Raw genomic sequence first — 18,652 nt, forward strand, 5'->3', positions numbered from 1 at the left:
CATCAGCCAAGCAACTCACCACAAACCCACCACGATCTACCACCACAAATCACCGCAAAATCTCCTCTAACACCAAAGAAAGCTCAGTTTTCTCATCCCGATATTTAACAATCACCGGAGCCGCCAAACTCAACCCCCACTCCGCGCCCTTCCCCTTCGAAACTGCCCTTGACCCCGGCACCACCACTGCCCCCTCAGGAATCACCAGCGGCATCTCTGCCGTAGCTTTATAGATCTCGCCCTTCACCAGGTCATACACCGGCGTCCCCCGCGTCAACACGGTTCCAGCCGCCACCACCGCGCGCCTCCGCACCACGGTACCCTCATAAACCCCAGTATTTCCGCCAATAAGGCAGTCATCCTCAATAATCACAGGCGAAGCATTCACCGGCTCCAGCACCCCGCCAATTTGTGCCGCCGCACTCAGATGCACCCGCTTCCCCACCTGCGCGCAACTCCCCACCAGCGCATGGGAGTCCACCATCGTCCCCTCATCCACATACGCCCCCACATTCACGTAAGAAGGCGGAATCAACGCAACCCCCTTAGCCACATACGCCCCACTCCGCGCACTCACGCCACCCGGCACCACGCGCACCCCATCCGCAACCACAAATCGCCGCACCGGATAAGTATGTTTATCAATAAACCGCAGCGTCTCCCCACCCATCTCCCTCATCGTTCCAATGCGAAACCCCAGCAGAATCCCGCGTTTCACCCACCCATTCACCCGCCAGCCCAGCGGCACCGAAGCATCCGGCTCCGCAGCCCGCAACTCGCCAGCCTCCAGCTTCCCGCGCAGCTCAAGAAAACACGCCTCCGCCTCAGCATTCCCAATCGCCGCCGCACCCTGCGCAAACCAATGCTCAATCCGCTCCTGCAAATCTCCGTTCAAAACTCAGTCCTCATCTCTTTCCTTGTCGTAAATAGAACCGAAGCACAACTAAAACATCCGCAGATCATCGCCAGTCGCTGGAACCCTCACCAACATTCCCAACTCTCCCACCATCCGCTCCAGCCGTCTCCGCGTCGCATCCGACACCGGCACCATCGGCAGCCGCAGCACATCCTCCCCGCGACCCAGCATATGCAGCACCGCCTTCACCGGAGCAGGGCTAGCCTCCCAGAAGTGCGCCTGCATAAGCCGGAAGAACTGCCGATTGATCCGCCTCGCATCCACCCAATCGTTCTCCAGCGCCGCCCCCACCATCCGCGCCATCTGCCCCGGAATCACATTCGAAGCCACCGAAACCAACCCAGCCCCGCCCAGCGCCAGCACCGGCAACGCCAGCCCGTCGTCCCCTGCAAACACCTTGAAGCTCCGCGGCGCCGTCGTCAGCAGCTCGGTAATCTGCGCAATATTCCCACTCGATTCCTTCACTCCAATCACATTCTTCAGCTCCGCCAGCCGAAGCACTGTCGCCGGCTCCAGATTCGCACCCGTCCGCGAAGGAATGTTGTACAGCAGCACGGGCAGCTCCGTCGCCTCGGCGATCGCACGAAAGTGCTGATACTGCCCCTCCTGCCCCGGCCGATTGTAGTAAGGATTAGCCGACAGAACGCCCGTCAGCCCATGCACCTGCGACAGCTTCTGCACCCGCGCCACAGCCTCATGCGTCGAGTTATGCGTGCACCCCGCAAACACCGGCACCCGTCCCCCCGCAGCCGCAACCACCACCTCAATCGCTCGCAGCCACTCGACTTCGGTCAACGTCGAAGCCTCACCAGTCGTCCCGCAAGGCACAAGAAAATCGATCCCGCTCTCGATCTGCCACGTCACCAGAGCATGCAGCGCAGGCTCATCTACGCTGCCGTCCCTGCGAAAGGGAGTCACCAGCGCCGTTCCACAACCCATCAATTCCATAGTGTCTGCAAGTTTACCGCGCCGGCGGTGTTGATTTCAGAACAACTGTTCCCGCAACTCCCTAAAGCAAAAAAAAGCCCCAGCGATCTCTCGCCAGGGCCTCAAAAGCACTCTACACAACTAGCCCCGATAGAGCTCCGACGGCACATGGAACTCCGGCATATGCAGCGCCGCCGCCCCATTCGCCGCGCCCGCCGGCATATCCATGCACTTCACAAAGGCCGTCTGGAACTTCTCCATCTCAGCCTTCGTCCCCACCGTCACGCGCACATAGTTCGGCATCGCCGACCACGTCCGGCCAACCGCAACGTTTTCCTTCAGCATGGCGTTCTGAAACTCCCTCCCGGGCCGCTTCACATCCACCATGAACATATTGCCCTGCGACCCCGGAATGACCTTGTAACCATGCTTCGTCAAAAACTCCACCGTCTCCGTCCGAATATCCGCATTGATCTTCTTACGCAGAGGCACCAGGTCCTTGTCCTGCAAACTCGCCCGAGCAGCAGCAGCGCTGGCAATCGAGACACTCGCCAGACTCTGGCTAGGCCCGCCGACATTGTTGAACCGCTCAATCAGATCCGGCCGCGCCACCACAAATCCCGCTCGCAGACCAGCCATCCCGTAGATCTTCGAGAACGTCCGCATTACGATCACATCTTTATCCTGGTTCACCAGATCGATGCACGACTCGTCATTCGAGAAGTGATGGTAAGCCTCGTCGATGATCACCACCGACCCCTTCGGCTTGTTATTCACCAACCAGACGATGTCCTCCTTAGGCGTCATCGTCCCCGTTGGGTTGTTCGGATTCACAATGTAATACGCCCCCGGCGAAGGATGCGCCTTCAACATCGCCCGCACGTCATGCGCATAGGTCGCAGTCAACGGCACAGGGTACTTCGGCGCCTTCATCACCTCCGCCGCGCGCGGCCCCTGCTCATAGCTGGGGTCCCCATACACCAGCGGCTTATCCGGGCCAAGGTTCGACATCAGCGCCAGATCCAGCGGCCCGCTCGATCCAGGGAACAACGCCGAATAGTCCTTCTTCAACCCAAACTCCCCGTTGAAGACATCGATCGTCTTTACGTACTCATCCCAGTGATACCGGCCGCCCTGCACGCCCATGCTACATATCGCCGTCAACGCGGACTGCGCCGGTCCCAGCGGATTTTCATTCGAGCTGATCACCACAGTGTCAGGCGACAGCGCCTGCATCCCACGCGTTCGTCGTGCTGTCTGACCGGCGGGCGCAGCAGCCGGTGTCATCGCGGCGAATGCAGGAAACGAGGTGGCTGCCGCCGAAGCCGCACCAACGATGCGCAGAAACGATCTACGCGAAACGCCTTGCGTCCTATCGGAATTCATAGAAGTTCTCCTCGAAAGTTTGATTAGTAGAGATGCGACACCACGGCAACAGAAGGAAGAAGCCAACTGAGGATCCTGAGGATCAGCTACACCTTTCCTGCAAAAAACAGCAGGAACTATTCTTTGGGAACTTTGGGATAAAGACGGACCGCTGTCCGATTGAGTTTCAATCTACCGCGAATCCCCCGTAAATACTAGAAAAATTCCTGCACTGATCCAAAAGCCCACCAGCCACGGCACCCCTCGAACATCCGATTTCTTCTAAGTCGCTACGACAAGTGGAACTTTCCCGCCACGGCTTCGTAATCATGCACTGGGCAGTCTCCGAGCAGAGTTCCGCGGAGGCGCGCGAAGTTGAAGCTCGAGGCCTGAATGCCAGACATAGCCCGCTTCCTCATCTTCATGATTACGGCATTTCTTCTCTTTATCGCCGTCCTCCTGTTCGTTACGCGCAAACGAGCGGCAACGCCCCACCCGGCATCACTTCTGGCCCTTGCGACCATCGTCGTGGTAGCAGGAATGACCTTCGCGAGATACTCCCACCTCTGGCTTCCCACACTCCCCTGGCAGATCTACTACGGCCTCCCAGCCCTGCTCACACTCACTCTGGCGCCGCTCACCCTGCGAATGTCCCGCACCGAGATTGCCCAATATATTCCCATGGCATTTCTCATGGCGCCTGTGATCCACATCGTCTTCTCCCTGCTCGTCGGATGGCACGACTACATGCCCTTTCCCGTCTACATCCCCTCCATAGCAGAGTTTTTCGGAGCCCGAATTCGCTAAACCCACTCACCCTTACGCATCAACGGCTCAGCACTCCCATCGGCCGCCACCCCATCCACATCCATCTCGCCCGACCCGATCATCCAGTCCACATGGATCAAACTCGCATTCGCACCCAGCGCCGCCAGCTGCTCCGCATCCATCTTCTCGCCGCCAATCAGACACGTCGAGTAAGCCTGCCCCAGCGCAATATGGCTCGCCGCATTCTCATCGAACAGCGTACTCCAGAACAACACCCCACTCTGCGCAATCGGCGACGAGTGCGGCACCAGCGCCACCTCCCCCAGCCGTCGCGCGCCATCATCCGTGCTGATCAACCTATTCAGCACATCCTCGCCAGCCGTCGCCGTAGCCTCAACGATCTTCCCGCCTTCAAACCGCACCGCAATATTTTCAATCAGCGTCCCCTGGTGCGACAGCGGCTTCGACGCCCTTACCGTCCCATCCACGCGATCCTTATGCGGAGTCGTAAAGCACTCCTCGGTAGGAATATTCGGCTGACAATAAACCCCATTCCCCGCAGTAGTCCCACCGCCGGCCCACAGATGGTCATCCGCTAACCCCACCTTCAAATCTGTCCCCGGCCCCTTGAAGTGCAGCGCATAGAACCGCTTCGCATTCAACATCTCCATACGCTTCTTCAACCGCGCACCATGCTCCTGCCACTCGACCACCGGATCGTTCACCGCGATCCGCGAGGCCACGAAGATCGCCTCCCAAAGCTTCGCCACCGCGATCTCCACCGGCTCTCCCGGAAACACCAGCTTCGCCCACTCCGGCGTCGCGCACGCCACAATCGTCCAGTTGATCTCATGTCGCGTAATCAACTCCATCGCCGGCTTGCCCGCCTTCGACGCCGCAACATTGGCCCGCGCCACCTTCGCCGGATCCTGCTTCGCCAGCAGCGCAGGATTCGTCCCCGCAATCGCCAGCCGCGCCGCGCCACTCCGGAAACCCTCCGCAATCCCATCCTGCAGCCACTTCGGCGCATAGTCGAAGCTCGCATCCGCTCCATACTCAAACCGCGCCAGCACACTCGGGTCATCCGCGTAGAACGTAGTCACCAGCAGCGCCCCCGCCTTATACGCATGCTCGGTGATCCTCCGCACCAGCGGCAGCGCCTCCATCGGAGCGGACATGATCAGCTCCTGCCCAGCCCGCAACCCCAGCCCAACCTTCACCGCGACCTCTGCCAGCCGGTCCAGCTTCTCTTCAAACGTAAGATCCGCAAACGTCGTCTTCGCCACTGCTTCCATCACATTCATCGCCGATTCCTCCAAGTCTTCATTTCGATGCGTCATCTCGACCGAAGTCACGCAGTCTTATCGTGTGACGCAGTGGAGAGATCCCTGTATTTCGTTGGTGCCGGTACTTACACCTCGGCATAAACGTCTTGAAAGTCGTAACATCCCGTCCGCGACGACAGCCACTCCGCCGCCCTCACCGCGCCCTCGGCAAACCCTCTCCGCGAAGACGCCTCATGCGTCAGCACCAGGCGGTCCGCATCGCTCGCAGCGGTTAGCGAATGAAATCCCATCACATCCCCCTCGCGCTTCGCCTCAACCGGAATCGCACTCGCACCAGTCGCAGCCTCAACCACTTTCGCCAGACTTATCGCCGTGCCCGAAGGCGAATCCAGCTTGCTCGCATGGTGCGTCTCCGCAATCGAAAACGCATATCCCGCCTTCTTCAACTCATTCCCCATCGCCGCGGCCAACTTCAACATCGTCTGCACGCCCACCGAAAAGTTCGTTCCATACAACAGCCCCGCCTGCTTCCGCTCAGCCAACGCCCGCATATCCGCAAGCTTGTCATACCATCCCGTCGTTCCAACCACCATCTTCGCGCCCGTCGCCAGGCAAGACCGCATATTCTGAACCGTCGCCTCAGGCGTAGTGAAATCAATCACAACATCGAACCCCGAAACAAACGGTGGCGTCAGCGCGGAAGCCCCCGCATTCTCCTTCGCATCCAGCACATGCACGCTATGCCCATGCTCCGCTGCAACCGACGCCACTAGCTTACCCGTCTTCCCCATCCCCAAAACCAAAACCCGCATGTGTGCCTTCCTAAGCCTTGCTCTCGAGCTGAACCCTGTTCGCAACATCGAACACCGTCTCATCCGGGTTCGCAAAGAAGTGGTTGTGCAGACTCCGCACCGCCTCCTCAACATCCTCTTCATCAATCATGAAACTCATATTGATCTCGCTCGCCCCCTGCGAGATCATCCGCACATTCACATGGCTGATCGCCGAAAACACCTGCCCCGCAATGCCGTTGTGTCCACGAATATCCTCGCCAACCAGGCACACCAGAGCCTTGTGCCCCTCCATCTTCACGTCTGCAATCTTCGCCAGCTCCGCGCAGATCTCCGGCAGCTGCTGATTGCTGTCCACCGTCAGCGAGATACTCACCTCGCTCGTCGACACCATATCGATCGCGCACTTGTACTTATCGAAGACATCGAACACCGCCTTCAGATACCCATGCGACATCAGCATCCGGCTCGCAACCACATCAATAATCGTCAGCCGCTTCTTTGCCGCAATGCTCTTGAACGGACTCGCACACTTCGCCGCCATCGCGGTAATCTTCGTGCCCTCATTCTCCGCATTGCGCGAGTTCAGCACCCACACCGGAATGCTCTTCTGCACCGCTGGCAAAATCGTCGCCGGATGCAACACCTTCGCGCCGAAGTAAGCCAACTCCGCCGCCTCTTCAAAGCTGATCGTCTTCACCCGCAGCGCATCCGGGCAGATTCGCGGATCGGTCGTCATAATGCCGTTCACGTCCGTCCAGATCTCAATCGCGCCCGCATGCATCCCGCCGCCCACCAGCGCAGCGGTAAAGTCGCTTCCACCGCGCCCCAGCGTCGTCGTCACGCCCTCGGTCGACGATCCAATAAACCCGCCCATCACCGGAGTCTTCCCAGCTTCAACCAGCGGCAGCACAATCGTCTTCAGCTTTGACTCAATCGCATCATCCTGCGGCACGGCCTTGCCATAGGTCGCATCTGTAATGATGCAGCTTCGAGCATCCACATGCGCGCCCTGCAGCCCCTGCTGCTCCAGCGCCTCGGCCATCATCCTGCTCGAGAGCCTCTCGCCGAAGCTCACCACCAGATCATTCGTACGCGGCGTCAACTCACCCACAGCAGCAATCCCACGCAGCAGATCATCCAGCGCATCGAACTCCTGGTGCAACACCTGCTGCACCCGCACACATCGCTCCGCCTCAAGCAGCGCCGTAGCGGTGTCGATATGCCGATGCCGCAGCCGGGCGCCAATCGCCAGCGCTCCAGCCTTATCGCATCGCCCAGCCGCGGCCGCAGCCGACAGCAACAGATCCGTCACCTTCGCCATCGCCGACACCACAACGACAGCCTCCAGCCCCTTCTCCCGTCGCCCGCGAACGATCGCCGCAGTCCGCTTCATCGCCGGCGCATCTTCCACCGACGTGCCGCCAAACTTCATCACCACCAGCTTCTCTCGCGCTACACTCAAGCCGTCACCGCCACAGCCCTGGCCGAAAACTTCTCCAGGGGCACACCCAACTTATCGAGCTTACCCAGCAACGCCAGCACCTCCGCGTTCAGCACCGCCGCGCCCGCCGCGCCACGAATCGTATTATGCGACAGCACCACAAACTTCCAGTCCAGCAGCGTGCACTCGCGCAGTCGTCCCACCGTCGCTGCCATTCCATGCCCGCGCATCCTGTCCAGCCGAGGCTGCGGACGATCCACTCCCTCGTCATACTCCACCGGCTGCTCTGGAGCCGTCGGCAGATGCTGCCCCTCCAACGGAAGAAACTCACTCCACGCCGCCAGAATCTCCTCGCGCGTAGCTTTCTTCTTCAGCTTGATGCTCACGCACTCCGTGTGGCCATCCTCTACCGCAACCCGGTTGCAATGCGCACTCACCTTCGCGTCTAAAATCTCGACCTTCGCGCCGCTAAGACGGCCGAGCAGCTTGCCGACCTCCTCCTGCAGCTTCTCCTCTTCATTCTTGATGAACGGCACCACGTTCCCCAGAATGTCCAGCGATGCCACGCCCGGGTAACCAGCGCCGCTCACCGCCTGCATCGTCGACACGAACAGACTCTCAATCCCGAACCTCTCTTCCAGCGGCTTCAGTGCCAGCACCAGCCCAATCGCGCTGCAGTTCGGATTCGTGACGATATATCCGCCCCGCCCGCCATGCTCCTTTCGCCAGCTCTGCGTCTCCAGCAACGCAAGATGATCGGCATTCACCTCCGGCACCACCAGAGGCACATCCGCCGTCATCCGGAACGCACTCGAGTTCGAGATCACCGCGCATCCCGCCGCCGCAAACTTTGGCTCCAGCTCGCGCGCAATGTCAGCATCGAGCGCGGCAAAGATAATCTTCGGCAGCTCAATCGCCGACCCCTCAGGAACATTCGGCTGCAACGTCATCGCCGCAATCCGCTTTGGCAGCGGAGTATCCAGCTTCCACCTGCAAGCCTCGGCGTACGTCTTCCCGGCGCTGCGATCGCTCGCCGCCAGCCACGCAATCTCGAACCACGGATGATTGCTCAAAAGTTGAATGAATCGCTGCCCGACCATTCCGGTCGCGCCAAGAATGCCAACCCTGCGTCGTTCCATCCACTAAGAATAACGCGCCAGCCGAACACCCGCACGTCCAGCCAAACGAGAAGTGCCTAAAAAGGCGACTCACCCACATGCCGACCAACGGGAGGCCCAATATCGTTCGCCAGCCACGACGAAGGTATACGCGTCACGAAGTGACCGCCCTCCGCGCAGGAGGCCCGTCCGGCAGGACGCTCTCTAGTCGACCCGCCGCCGCGTGCGTGTCATCCGGTGCCCACCGCCGGCCCACACTAGCAAGGCCACCAACAAATGAAGTAGAAACCAGAAGTGAATCCCCTGATCCTGATAGATCAGATAGAGCACCAGCGCCCGCGGCAGCAGCAGCCAGAAGAGCAGCGGAAGCCAGCCCTGAAAGTGGGGTGGTGTCAGATCGAAGTGAAACGGCCCCAGCAAACCCTGAAACCACGCCAAGACCATCGCCAATCGAGGCAGAAACAGAGCAAACACCAGAAACCAAAGCGGCAGCGCATGAATCACAAAGGCCAAATCAACCGTGAACTGCGCCGTATGCTGCGTCGCTGCCAACATCGTCAATCCTGCAATCATCGCGCCTCCGCCGTTCTATCGTATCTACTTCGCGCTGAAGCTGAAGTCTACCTTCGCCGTTCCCTTAGGCTCGACCGTCACCGTCATCGTCTGCTCGCCGAGCTTCTCGTGCACCGCCGCCAAAGTATACGTCCCCGCCGGCAATCCGCTGATCCCAAAGTGTCCATCCGCATCCGTCACCGCAAAAAACGGCGTCGCCGACACATTGATAAACGCATTCATCCAAGGATGGTTGTTACACCGCACCGGAATCATCACCTCCGGCTGATTAAACTGCTTCCTCTGCGGCTCTCCCTTCGGTCCCTGCGAGATATCAATCGGCTGGCTCCCCACCACCGTCGGCATCGTATGAATGTTGTGCATCGTCGGGTCCGAGTTCCTGAACTCCACCGACCCGCCCCGTACCAACGCAATCACGTGCGGCACATACTTGCACCCCACCTGGTCCAACACTACAGGAGCAGGCGTAGGCCCACCCGACAGCATCGCCGCCGGCGGCCCACTCTTGATATACACATACACATTTCCAAGCTTGCCATCCTTCACCGCATACTGCTCCGCAAAGTTGTCCCCCGCCGTCATCGAGCAGACCGGATCCATCGACATATCGATCTTCACCGGCTCCGGAGCCTTCCCCACAAAACGGATCGTCCCCGTCACCATCCCCAGCATCGCCTTATCGAGCTGCACCGTCGAAGCCGGAGGAGCCGCCGGCACCGTCGCTGTACTTGCATCGCCGCTATGCTTCACCGCATCGCTCGGCTTACATCCGCTCAACCCCGCCGCTGCAATTGTAGCGACCATCAACCAACCAAAGATCCGCCTCATACCACCTCGCCCTCTCAACAAAACTCCCAACAAGATCGTCATCTCGACCGAAGCTACTCACAGTTTCATCGTGAGTAGCGAAGTGGAGAGATCCCTGTATCTCGTCTTTGCTACCCCGCCGCTGCCGGAGCTTCCATCGCCGCTACCACCGCATCCGCAAACGCCTTGGTTCCACTGGTGCCGCCAACATCCTTCGTCAGCGTCTTGCCCTCGCGATAGACCTGCTCCAACCCAGCCTGCACGCGCTCTGCCGTCGCCGGCTCATCGATATGATGCAGCATCAAAACCGCGCTCTGAAGCAACGCAGTCGGGTTCGCCAAATCTTTCCCCGCGATATCAGGAGCCGACCCATGCACTGCTTCGAAGATCGCGCACTCCGTCCCCAGGTTCGCCCCCGGAACCAATCCCAGCCCACCCACAAACGCGCTGCAAAGGTCGCTCAGAATGTCCCCGTACAGATTCTCAGTCAGCAAAATATCGTACTGATAAGGATTCATCACCAGCTGCATACAAGTGTTATCCACGATGTGCTCGTGATACGCGATCTCCGGAAACTCCTTCGCTACCGTCTGACAGCACCGAAGAAACAGGCCATCCGACAGCTTCATGATGTTCGCTTTATGGATCGCATGAATCTTCTTCCGCCCATGCTTCCGCGCATAATCAAACGCAAACTTCGCAATCCGCGTCGAACCCTTCTCCGTAATGATCTTCAGCGCCTGCACCACCCCCGGCACCACCTCATGCTCCAGCCCCGCGTACAGATCCTCCATGTTCTCGCGCACAATCACAAGATCCAGCCCCGGATACTTCGTCTTCAAACCCGGCAGATTCTTCACCGGACGAAAGTTTGCAAACAGCTCAAACTTCTTCCGCAACGTAACGTTGATCGAAGCGAACCCTCCGCCAACCGGCGTAGTCACCGGCCCCTTCAGCGCCACACGATTCTTCTCGATCGAGTCATACAGCACCTTCGGAATGTACTCACCCGTCTTCTCGAACGCATTCGCCCCCGCGTCATACGGATGCCAGTCAAACGCCACGCCCGTCGCCGCACCCGCGGCCTCAAGAATCTTCACCACCGCGCCAGAGACCTCCGGGCCAATTCCATCGCCCGGAATCAAAGTAATCCTGTGCGTCTTCTTCGTTGCCGTCATCCACTACCGCCTTTTCTTTGGATCTTTTCCGTTCAACAAATCTTCCAGCTCTTCCTTGAACTCACGAACATCTTTGAAGTCCCGATACACACTCGCGAACCGAATGTACGCAACCGTATCGATCTCTTTCAGCCGCGACATGATCAGTTCGCCAACCTCATTCGTCGTTCTCTCGCGCTCCGGCGAATCGACCACATAGGCCTCGGTCTCATCCACAATCCGTTCCAGATTCACCGCGGCCACAGGACGTTTTTCGCACGCATGCAGCAGCCCACTCAGCACCTTCTGCCGGTCGAACTTCTCTCGCCGCCCGTCTTTTTTCACCACCATGTAGGGGATCTCGTCGATCCGCTCATACGTCGTAAATCGCTTGTTACAGCCTTCGCACTCCCGTCGCCGGCGTATCGAGTCTGCGTCTTTACTCTCGCGCGAATCGACAACTCGGTCCTGGGCAAAACCACAGTAGGGGCACTTCATCGGAATAAGTCGATTCTACCAGCGCGTGTCCTGCCGGATGGGCCACTGCGCGTGGGGCGGTCACTTCGTGACACGTATACCGGTCTTGATGGACGAGCGGCATAGATCCTCCCGTTGGTCGGAACGATCATCTCTCCCGACCAACGGGTGGGCCCACCGAAGGGGTATACAAGTCACGAAGTGACCGCCGCCCGCGTAGGGCGCCCGTCCGGCAGGACATCATCATCTTTACCCCAAATCCACCGCCGCCCCAGCCGCCTCGCTCTCCTCCGCAACCTTCTTCAAACTCACATGCTCCATCCGCGAGTAGATCAACCCAGTAGGAATGATGCAAAGGAAAGTCACCACCAGCAACAAAGCCCCACAAGCCGTAGCAGCCTCAATCGGCGCACCATAAAACGTATGCATCGCCGCAGCCGTAATCGCAATCTGTGTAAACCACCCAATAATCGGAAGCTGCAGCAACGACCCGCCAATACTAGCCGCCATCAGCAGCATCGTGCGAGAGAACGTCACCCCAGCCAGCTCAGGCGTATTCACAAACGCATGCGCCGTCTCCAGGTAAGCAAACCCGATCATCACCCACATCGTCAGCGACAGAACCGTCACCACCCCAAAGTCCCGAGCAGAAGACAACGCATTCAACCCATCGCGAAACCCAATGATCTTCGTCGCAATGCTCTCTCCAGCGCTCTTCGAAACCAACCCCACCGTGCCCCGCGCAAACGAAGCCACCGTTCCACCTGCCACCCGCACGACACCAGCAAAGATAGCAATCGCCAGCGTAGCCCCCATACTCAACACGCCCGCCTTCACAAAAACCTCATGGTGAGGCAGACCTTTCGGAGTAAACGCCAACGCTCCTGAAAAAATCAGCGCAGCCGCCCCAAGATCGAACATCCGTTCAATCGTGTACACCGCCACCTGCGAGCTCAAGGGCAACCCAGTCCGTCGCGCCACCAGGAAAGGCCGCGTCAAATCCGCCAGCCGTCCAAACAACGCCACCGCGGTAAACCCGATGAACTGCGAACCCAGCAGGGAAGTCACCGGAACCTTCTTCGTCGGCGACAGAAACACCGACCAACGAACCGCCCGCAGATAATACGTAACGTAAATCAGCACAATACCAGCAACGATATGGCCCACGCTCACATACCGAAGCTGTTGCCAGAAGTTGGCCCAATCAAACTGCACCTTCGTCCGAAACAACCAGACCAGCAACACCAGCGCAACTGCGCCGACTCCCCACACCACTCCATTACGCTTGGTCATCCATCTCTCTCTTGGTCTGTAGATCGTGCTGCCTTACCGTGCCTGCGCGACCGTCGCCATCTGCTTCCGCCTATTGAACTCGCGTATCACCCTCGCCACATACGCCCGCGTCTCGCGAAACGGAGGCACCCCATGATACCTATCCACCGCGCCCGGTCCAGCGTTATACGCCGCCAGCGCCAACGCCACATTGTCGTGGTATCGCGTCAGCATCAAATCCAGATACGCCGTCCCGCCCGAGATATTCTGCTCTGGACGAAACGAATCCTCAACCCCCATCGCACTCGCAGTGCCCGGCATCAGCTGCATCAATCCCTGCGCGCCGGTCCGCGAAACGGCCCGCACCTGCCCACCACTCTCCGCCCGCACCACACTCGCCAGCAGATCCTCATCGATGTTGTGCGCCGCCCCCGCATGCGCCAACATCTCATGCATCTCTTCCCTCGTCGGCGCAGTCATCAGCGTCACTGCCGTCGGCGCCTTCACCTCAGTCGCCTTCACCTCAACCACCGGGTCCGGCACATCGGCTACGGTCTCAACCCGAACCACCGACTCCGCCGCAACCTCCATATAGTTCTCATCGGAATCGGGCTTACCCTTCTCAACAAAGTAGAGACGAACCTTATCCCCAACCGCCTCCCGCCGAACGCAATCCACTCCAAACCCGTTCTTCAGCGTCACATGCTCGGCCGCACGCGCCAGCGGGCACACCGCCGCCACCGCCAGGCCAAACGCAAACGCTTTAAGACAGAGTGCCACCTCTAAAGCCTACCACCCCCAGCCCGCCGTCCGCTCAGTCAAAAACTCCCACTATCGTGTCACCGGCAAACCGTTCAACACCGCTTCAATCACCTCCGCCACCCCATCCTCATCATGCCGCCGCCCCATCACCCACCCTCTCTCCGCAGCCGTCGCCTTCAAATCCGCCGGAGCGTTCCCCATCAGCACGGCCTGCCCCGCAACCTCCAGCATCGAAACGTCATTCCAGTTATCCCCAATCGCCAGAATCTCCTCCGCCTTCACCCCATGCGTCTCCGCCAGCCGCAGCAGCGCCGACCCCTTGCTGCACCCCGCCGGCAAAATGTCCACAATACTCAAATCCCGCTCCGGATACTCCGTCCGGTGCAGCGCCGCCTCCGCAACGGAAGCCCTCTCCTGAGGCGTAATCCCGCCCCGCGTCAACCCAATATTCTCCAGCCGCCGCACCTCATCCCTCCGCAGCGGTGTCACCCCCACAGCCGACACCCCCGGATGCTCCAGCAGCCTCGCCTCCGCCCTCCGCATCCGCTCCACCGTCCCGCACAGCATCATCTGGATCGGCGCATCTCCCTCCAGCGCCCTCTCAATCGGCACTACGCACTCGATATAAGGCTCATTCGCCACCACCCACCTGCCGATGCTCGCGTTCAACTCCACCAGATGTTCCACCACCAGCGCCCCGCGCACATCCTGCCCATCCGCACCCACCTTATCGAAGGTCACCACCAGCGCATCGCGAAACTCCTCCACATGGCCACAAAGCCACCGCGCCGTCTCCACTGGCAGCAACGTCCTCTCCAGCAGCTGCGCCCCAATCGTTCGCGTCACCGTCCCATTCGAGCTGATCAGCGCATCCTCCTCTCGCAGCCCCAGCCCGCGCAGCACCTTCATCGCATACGAGTGCCGCCGCCCCGTCGCCACCACCACCCTCACCCCAGCCGCCTCAGCCAACTTCATCGCGGCCAGATTTCGCGCACTCACCCGCCCATCCGGCCCCACCAGCGTCCCATCCATATCCACCGCGATTAAACGCATTCCAAACCTCGATTTCCCTGCATATTCTCTCATTCGCCATGTATAAAAATCCATAAACCGTTCATTATCTTTCATTTACCTGAAATTCACGTGACTTTCACGTGCTACCCGGGAGACACTGGAAGCAGGCACCACAAAGGCTTGTTTATGTTTCACAAAAATGTACTAACCTCCCTCGGGAGCATCTCACCGCAGCAAATCCCAGCTTCTCCCCAGCCCATCAACCGAATCGCGCTGGTTCCACCCGGAGGCGAAGCTCCGCCCCACAAGAGACCCTCCCCGCTCCTCGACCTGATCGCCATCGCCGCACCGCGCTGTTCTTCGTTCTTCGCAGAGGCGGCGGTGCTCGTCCTGGTCCTGGCCCTGCTCGACAGGTTCATGCTCAAGGGCCGCATGGAGCTCAACTGGGTCATCAGCGCCTTCGCCATCAGCATCGCGCTTCTGGTCGCCAGCATCGTCACGGAGTTCACCTCCCGCCGCTGGCTCCAGCGCCATTGACGCTGCAACAGACTCCCTGACATAGACCTGACAAGACCGCCCACTCACAAGAGCTTCAACGCGAGCCAGGCGGTCTGGCCAGTCTCATCTCCTCAAAACCAAACGACCCTCAGCAGCTTTCCCTGTTAAGCACGAGTCTTTTCGTCGTCACATCCGTTAGCATCTAATATATGGCCGCTATTGCTTTCCTCGAATGTTCCCGTTGTCACCACCACGTCTCCGCTGAAACGCCTCAAACCCTCTGCCCCCTCTGTGCCGGCTCTCTCTACGTCCGCTACGACATGGACAAGCTCCGCCACACCGCCAAACGAGAAGACATCGCCGCCCGCGCCTCCGCCAGCTCAGCCAGCCTCGGCATGTGGCGCTACTCCAGCGTCCTGCCCGACGCAACCCCCGTCACCCTCGGCGAGGGCTGGACCCCCATGCTCAACAGCAAGCGCTACCCCGGCCTCTACATCAAGGAAGAGGGCGCGAACCCCACCGGCACCTTCAAAGCCCGCGGCCTCTCGCTCGCCGTCACCATGGCCAAGCACTACGGCCTCCAGCACCTCGCCGTCCCCTCCGCAGGCAACGCCGCCGGAGCCCTCGCCGCCTACGCCGCCGCCGCCGGCATCGCCGCCCACCTCTTCATGCCGCAGGACGTCCCCTTGGCCAACTACCTCGAAGGCATCGTCTACGGAGCCGACGTCACCATGGTCGACGGCCTCATCTCCGACTGCGCCCGTATGGTCGCCGAAAACATCAAGGCCCAACGCGACGCCAACACCCCCGCCCACCAGGTTTGGTTCGACATCTCCACCCTCAAGGAGCCCTTCCGCGTCGAGGGCAAAAAGACCATGGGCTACGAGTTGGTCGAGCAGCTGGGCTGGCAGTATCCCGACGCCGTCTTCTATCCCACCGGTGGCGGCGTAGGCCTCATCGGCATGTGGAAGGCCTTCGACGAGATGGAGCAGCTAGGCTGGATCGAAAAGGGAAGCAAGCGTCCGAAGATGTACGCCCTCCAGGCCTCCGGCTGCGCCCCCGTAGCCAAAGCCTTCGAAGAGAACAAGCCCGCCAGCGAGTTCTTTCAGAACGCCGCCACCTTCGCCGCCGGCCTCCGCGTCCCCAAGCCCTACGGCGACGCCATCATCCTCGACATCGTCCGCCAGTCCGGAGGCAAAGCCCTCGCCTTCACCGACGAGCAGATCCTGACGAGCATTCTCGACTGGGCCAAACACGAAGGAATCTTTCTCTCCCCCGAAGGCGCCGCCGCCACCGCAGCCTACGACGCGCTCCTCGCCACCGGCGAACTTAAGCCCACCGACAAGGTCGTCCTCTTCAACACCGGCGCCGGCCTCAAGTACACCGACATGACCGCCGAAGCCATGCACCTGAAGCGACCAAACGAAAAGAAAGCCACTCTCCCCAAAAGCATGCCAGTAGGGGGCATCATCACCCCACAATAAGCCCCCTGCCGAGCAACGCGAGGCCCTAAGCATCTAACCCACCAAGACAAGGTATACAAGTCACGAAGTGACCGCCGCCCGCGCAGGGCGCCCGTCCGGCAGGACGCGCCTTTCAGTAGCTTGATGCGAAGCCTACAAACTAGCCTCAGCCGCATCCACCGTAGGAAAGCTCTTCAAGATCTTATCGACCTTGGTCATCTCCATCAGAGACGTAATCCGCTCATTCAGCCCCGCCAGCAGCAGCTTTCGTCCATGGCCCTCCGCCGACACGTAGTAGTTCATCAGCAGCCCCAGCCCAGCCGAATCCATATACGGCGACTCGCTCAGGTCCACGATCATCACCTGCGGCGTCTTCGCGCGAAACTCGTTCTGAAACCCGAAGATCGTAGATAAAGTCAGCGGCCCAACGAGCTTTAGGATCGTCGTTCCCTCGCTCTTTCCATCCGTAAAACTATGAGTCAAAGGTTGCTCGAGCATGTTTGAAAGTGTAGCAAGCCCGCAGGACTGAAGATTACAAGCATGTAAATCCTGCACTAAAGCTCCACCACCACCTTGCCCACAGCACCCGACTCCACCAACGCATGTGCGGCACTAATATCGCCAGCAGCAAAGCGCCGCCCATTCATCAACGGCCTCAGCCTGCCACCATCCACCAGCGCCGCCGCCTCGCGAAGAATCTCCCCATGATGCGCTCGCCCCAGCCCGGTCAGTAGAGGCATCAGTGTAAACACACCCGAGTACGTCGCACCGCGAAACGAGAGCGGAGCCAGAGAGTGCGTACTCCACCCCAGGCAACTCACCACATGGCCGGTATACCGCTTCACAGCAACAAACGAGGCGTCAATCGTCGCGCCGCCCACCGTGTCATACACCACATCGAAGCCCTCCCCACCGGCATACTGCGCAACATACTGCTCAGTCGAAAGCGTGCGGTAGTCGATGGGCACCGCACCAAACTCCTCCACGTAGTGTCGCTTCTCCGCCGACACCGTAGCGAAGACCTCCGCCCCGAATGCCTTCGCCAGCTGCACCGCAATGTGTCCCACCCCACCCGCACCGGCATGCACCAGCACCGTCTGGCCCTCCTGCACCTTCGCGCGATCGACCATCCCCTCCCACGCCGTAATCGTGATCAGCGGAAGCGCCGCCGCCTCGCGCATCGAGATCGACTTCGGCTTCAGCGCAACCAGCTCCGCATTGGCCACCACAAACTCCGCCAGCGTCCCCTGCAATCCGCCCACGCCCCCCACCATGCCATACACCTCATCCCCCGGCCGCAGCGTCGTCACGCCAGCGCCTATCTCCTCCACCACACCAGCCATATCAAGCCCCAGCACCGCAGGCAGCGGCTGCTTCGCATGAGCCGCCTTCCCAGCCCGAATCTTGGTATCCAGCGGATTCACACCACTCGCCTGCACACGAACCAGCACCTGCCCCGCCAACGGAGAAGGGCGGGGAAGCTCAACCTGCGTAAAACCCGCTTCGGGACGTTCCACAATGTAGGCGCGCATACAGGTTCTGGTATTGTCCCAAATCTGCGTTGATTTATATTTTTTAAACTGGACAGCGCTGGGATGTCCCGTCCGAGCATAGGGGGTGTAGTCTCTTCGTAGTAGACCGACATGCACGTCGTAGGAGACTGACATGCACGCGACCGCCATTTTTATAGCCATTTTTGCAGGACTATTTGCAGCCATTATCCCGATTTTCCTCCCGCTGTTCATGTCGGGAGAGCGATGGAGAGCAGCGGAGGAGAGGACGCGCGCGCGCCGTCTCGCTGACGCTAGAATGAATGCAAGACTCCTGAGATTCAACCTCTGATGCGTTCCTAAAGGCTCTCCTCAGGGTCTCGCAAAGAGTTCGCCGGAAATCCACGCGCTGTCGTCTTGATTTGGGCAATCGAAGGTTGCAAACCGATCAACGCAGATTTAGGACACTACCCAGGGTTCTCTCTCAAATTCTCTAAATTTCGTGATTTGCAATCGCTCAGATA

19 protein-coding genes are annotated in these 18,652 nt (G+C 59.8%); 3 read left to right on the plus strand and 16 right to left on the minus strand.

Going from position 1 to position 18,652, the window contains the following annotated elements:
* Window positions 1-49: 49 nt before the first annotated feature.
* The 3 genes from HDF09_RS17595 to HDF09_RS17605 all read right to left on the minus strand — a co-directional run bounded on the left by HDF09_RS17595 (window position 50) and on the right by HDF09_RS17605 (window position 3,229).
* A complete protein-coding gene (locus HDF09_RS17595; RefSeq protein ID WP_183768784.1) occupies window positions 50-895 on the minus strand; it encodes a 2,3,4,5-tetrahydropyridine-2,6-dicarboxylate N-succinyltransferase in 846 nt (281 codons plus the stop codon).
* A gap of 48 nt (window positions 896-943) precedes the next feature.
* Entirely contained in the window at window positions 944-1,864 is a 921-nt protein-coding gene (dapA, locus tag HDF09_RS17600) for a 4-hydroxy-tetrahydrodipicolinate synthase (RefSeq protein WP_183768785.1), read from the minus strand.
* A 120-nt stretch (window positions 1,865-1,984) separates the two neighbouring features.
* On the minus strand, window positions 1,985-3,229 hold the full coding sequence (locus HDF09_RS17605; RefSeq protein WP_183768786.1) for a pyridoxal phosphate-dependent aminotransferase: 1,245 nt from the start codon (window positions 3,227-3,229) through the stop codon (window positions 1,985-1,987).
* A 372-nt stretch (window positions 3,230-3,601) separates the two neighbouring features.
* Between HDF09_RS17605 and HDF09_RS17610 the strand changes: the two genes are divergently transcribed.
* The gene (locus tag HDF09_RS17610; protein WP_183768787.1) at window positions 3,602-4,015 is read left to right on the plus strand and encodes a hypothetical protein; all 414 of its coding nucleotides are present in this window, start codon (window positions 3,602-3,604) and stop codon (window positions 4,013-4,015) included.
* On the opposite strand, the gene HDF09_RS17615 is transcribed toward HDF09_RS17610, so the two are convergent.
* The 11 genes from HDF09_RS17615 to HDF09_RS17665 all read right to left on the minus strand — a co-directional run bounded on the left by HDF09_RS17615 (window position 4,012) and on the right by HDF09_RS17665 (window position 14,716).
* Complete coding sequence (locus HDF09_RS17615; protein WP_183768788.1) at window positions 4,012-5,280, minus strand: aminopeptidase; 1,269 nt, start codon at window positions 5,278-5,280, stop codon at window positions 4,012-4,014. The genes HDF09_RS17610 and HDF09_RS17615 overlap by 4 nt on opposite strands.
* A gap of 107 nt (window positions 5,281-5,387) precedes the next feature.
* A complete protein-coding gene (locus tag HDF09_RS17620) occupies window positions 5,388-6,074 on the minus strand; it encodes a 4-hydroxy-tetrahydrodipicolinate reductase (protein ID WP_183768789.1) in 687 nt (228 codons plus the stop codon).
* Between the two features lie 10 nt (window positions 6,075-6,084).
* On the minus strand, window positions 6,085-7,488 hold the full coding sequence (gene lysC, locus HDF09_RS17625) for a lysine-sensitive aspartokinase 3 (RefSeq protein WP_183768975.1): 1,404 nt from the start codon (window positions 7,486-7,488) through the stop codon (window positions 6,085-6,087).
* Between the two features lie 26 nt (window positions 7,489-7,514).
* A complete protein-coding gene (gene asd / locus HDF09_RS17630; RefSeq protein WP_183768790.1) occupies window positions 7,515-8,636 on the minus strand; it encodes an aspartate-semialdehyde dehydrogenase in 1,122 nt (373 codons plus the stop codon).
* A gap of 183 nt (window positions 8,637-8,819) precedes the next feature.
* Entirely contained in the window at window positions 8,820-9,188 is a 369-nt protein-coding gene (locus HDF09_RS17635) for a hypothetical protein (protein ID WP_183768791.1), read from the minus strand.
* A 24-nt stretch (window positions 9,189-9,212) separates the two neighbouring features.
* Complete coding sequence (locus tag HDF09_RS17640; protein WP_260181647.1) at window positions 9,213-10,016, minus strand: carboxypeptidase regulatory-like domain-containing protein; 804 nt, start codon at window positions 10,014-10,016, stop codon at window positions 9,213-9,215.
* 110 nt (window positions 10,017-10,126) lie between these two features.
* Window positions 10,127-11,173 (minus strand): isocitrate/isopropylmalate dehydrogenase family protein, encoded by a 1,047-nt coding sequence (locus tag HDF09_RS17645; protein ID WP_183768792.1) that lies wholly within the window; start codon window positions 11,171-11,173, stop codon window positions 10,127-10,129.
* A 3-nt stretch (window positions 11,174-11,176) separates the two neighbouring features.
* Window positions 11,177-11,650, minus strand: coding sequence for a transcriptional regulator NrdR (nrdR, locus tag HDF09_RS17650; RefSeq protein ID WP_183768793.1), 474 nt, complete (start codon window positions 11,648-11,650; stop codon window positions 11,177-11,179).
* A 228-nt stretch (window positions 11,651-11,878) separates the two neighbouring features.
* Window positions 11,879-12,922 (minus strand): lysylphosphatidylglycerol synthase transmembrane domain-containing protein, encoded by a 1,044-nt coding sequence (locus HDF09_RS17655; protein WP_183768794.1) that lies wholly within the window; start codon window positions 12,920-12,922, stop codon window positions 11,879-11,881.
* A gap of 33 nt (window positions 12,923-12,955) precedes the next feature.
* Window positions 12,956-13,681: a lytic transglycosylase domain-containing protein gene (locus tag HDF09_RS17660; protein ID WP_183768795.1), complete on the minus strand. Its 726-nt coding sequence runs from the start codon at window positions 13,679-13,681 to the stop codon at window positions 12,956-12,958.
* 51 nt (window positions 13,682-13,732) lie between these two features.
* Window positions 13,733-14,716: an HAD-IIB family hydrolase gene (locus HDF09_RS17665; RefSeq protein ID WP_183768796.1), complete on the minus strand. Its 984-nt coding sequence runs from the start codon at window positions 14,714-14,716 to the stop codon at window positions 13,733-13,735.
* A 147-nt stretch (window positions 14,717-14,863) separates the two neighbouring features.
* Between HDF09_RS17665 and HDF09_RS17670 the strand changes: the two genes are divergently transcribed.
* Window positions 14,864-15,214: a hypothetical protein gene (locus tag HDF09_RS17670; RefSeq protein WP_183768797.1), complete on the plus strand. Its 351-nt coding sequence runs from the start codon at window positions 14,864-14,866 to the stop codon at window positions 15,212-15,214.
* Window positions 15,215-15,384: 170 nt separating this feature from the next.
* A complete protein-coding gene (locus tag HDF09_RS17675; protein ID WP_183768798.1) occupies window positions 15,385-16,659 on the plus strand; it encodes a threonine synthase in 1,275 nt (424 codons plus the stop codon).
* A 132-nt stretch (window positions 16,660-16,791) separates the two neighbouring features.
* On the opposite strand, the gene HDF09_RS17680 is transcribed toward HDF09_RS17675, so the two are convergent.
* Together HDF09_RS17680 and HDF09_RS17685 are read right to left on the minus strand one after the other, a co-directional pair.
* Entirely contained in the window at window positions 16,792-17,121 is a 330-nt protein-coding gene (locus HDF09_RS17680; RefSeq protein ID WP_260181652.1) for an STAS domain-containing protein, read from the minus strand.
* A gap of 71 nt (window positions 17,122-17,192) precedes the next feature.
* Window positions 17,193-18,170 (minus strand): zinc-dependent alcohol dehydrogenase family protein, encoded by a 978-nt coding sequence (locus HDF09_RS17685; protein WP_183768800.1) that lies wholly within the window; start codon window positions 18,168-18,170, stop codon window positions 17,193-17,195.
* Between the last annotated feature and the right edge of the window lie 482 nt (window positions 18,171-18,652).

The sequence above is a fragment of the Edaphobacter lichenicola genome (genome assembly GCF_014201315.1).
Lineage (GTDB): Bacteria > Acidobacteriota > Terriglobia > Terriglobales > Acidobacteriaceae > Edaphobacter > Edaphobacter lichenicola_B.

Coding starts and splice junctions, on each gene's coding strand:
- HDF09_RS17665 (WP_183768796.1), bottom strand. CDS start 14,716: ATGCGTTTAATCGCGGTGGATATGGATGGGACGCTGGTGGGGCCGGAT.
- asd (WP_183768790.1), bottom strand. CDS start 8,636: ATGGAACGACGCAGGGTTGGCATTCTTGGCGCGACCGGAATGGTCGGG.
- HDF09_RS17640 (WP_260181647.1), bottom strand. CDS start 10,016: ATGAGGCGGATCTTTGGTTGGTTGATGGTCGCTACAATTGCAGCGGCG.
- HDF09_RS17635 (WP_183768791.1), bottom strand. CDS start 9,188: ATGATTGCAGGATTGACGATGTTGGCAGCGACGCAGCATACGGCGCAG.
- lysC (WP_183768975.1), bottom strand. CDS start 7,488: ATGAAGTTTGGCGGCACGTCGGTGGAAGATGCGCCGGCGATGAAGCGG.
- HDF09_RS17675 (WP_183768798.1), top strand. CDS start 15,385: ATGGCCGCTATTGCTTTCCTCGAATGTTCCCGTTGTCACCACCACGTC.
- HDF09_RS17620 (WP_183768789.1), bottom strand. CDS start 6,074: ATGCGGGTTTTGGTTTTGGGGATGGGGAAGACGGGTAAGCTAGTGGCG.
- HDF09_RS17615 (WP_183768788.1), bottom strand. CDS start 5,280: ATGAATGTGATGGAAGCAGTGGCGAAGACGACGTTTGCGGATCTTACG.
- HDF09_RS17610 (WP_183768787.1), top strand. CDS start 3,602: ATGCCAGACATAGCCCGCTTCCTCATCTTCATGATTACGGCATTTCTT.
- HDF09_RS17645 (WP_183768792.1), bottom strand. CDS start 11,173: ATGACGGCAACGAAGAAGACGCACAGGATTACTTTGATTCCGGGCGAT.
- HDF09_RS17605 (WP_183768786.1), bottom strand. CDS start 3,229: ATGAATTCCGATAGGACGCAAGGCGTTTCGCGTAGATCGTTTCTGCGC.
- nrdR (WP_183768793.1), bottom strand. CDS start 11,650: ATGAAGTGCCCCTACTGTGGTTTTGCCCAGGACCGAGTTGTCGATTCG.
- dapA (WP_183768785.1), bottom strand. CDS start 1,864: ATGGAATTGATGGGTTGTGGAACGGCGCTGGTGACTCCCTTTCGCAGG.
- HDF09_RS17655 (WP_183768794.1), bottom strand. CDS start 12,922: ATGACCAAGCGTAATGGAGTGGTGTGGGGAGTCGGCGCAGTTGCGCTG.
- HDF09_RS17685 (WP_183768800.1), bottom strand. CDS start 18,170: ATGCGCGCCTACATTGTGGAACGTCCCGAAGCGGGTTTTACGCAGGTT.
- HDF09_RS17670 (WP_183768797.1), top strand. CDS start 14,864: ATGTTTCACAAAAATGTACTAACCTCCCTCGGGAGCATCTCACCGCAG.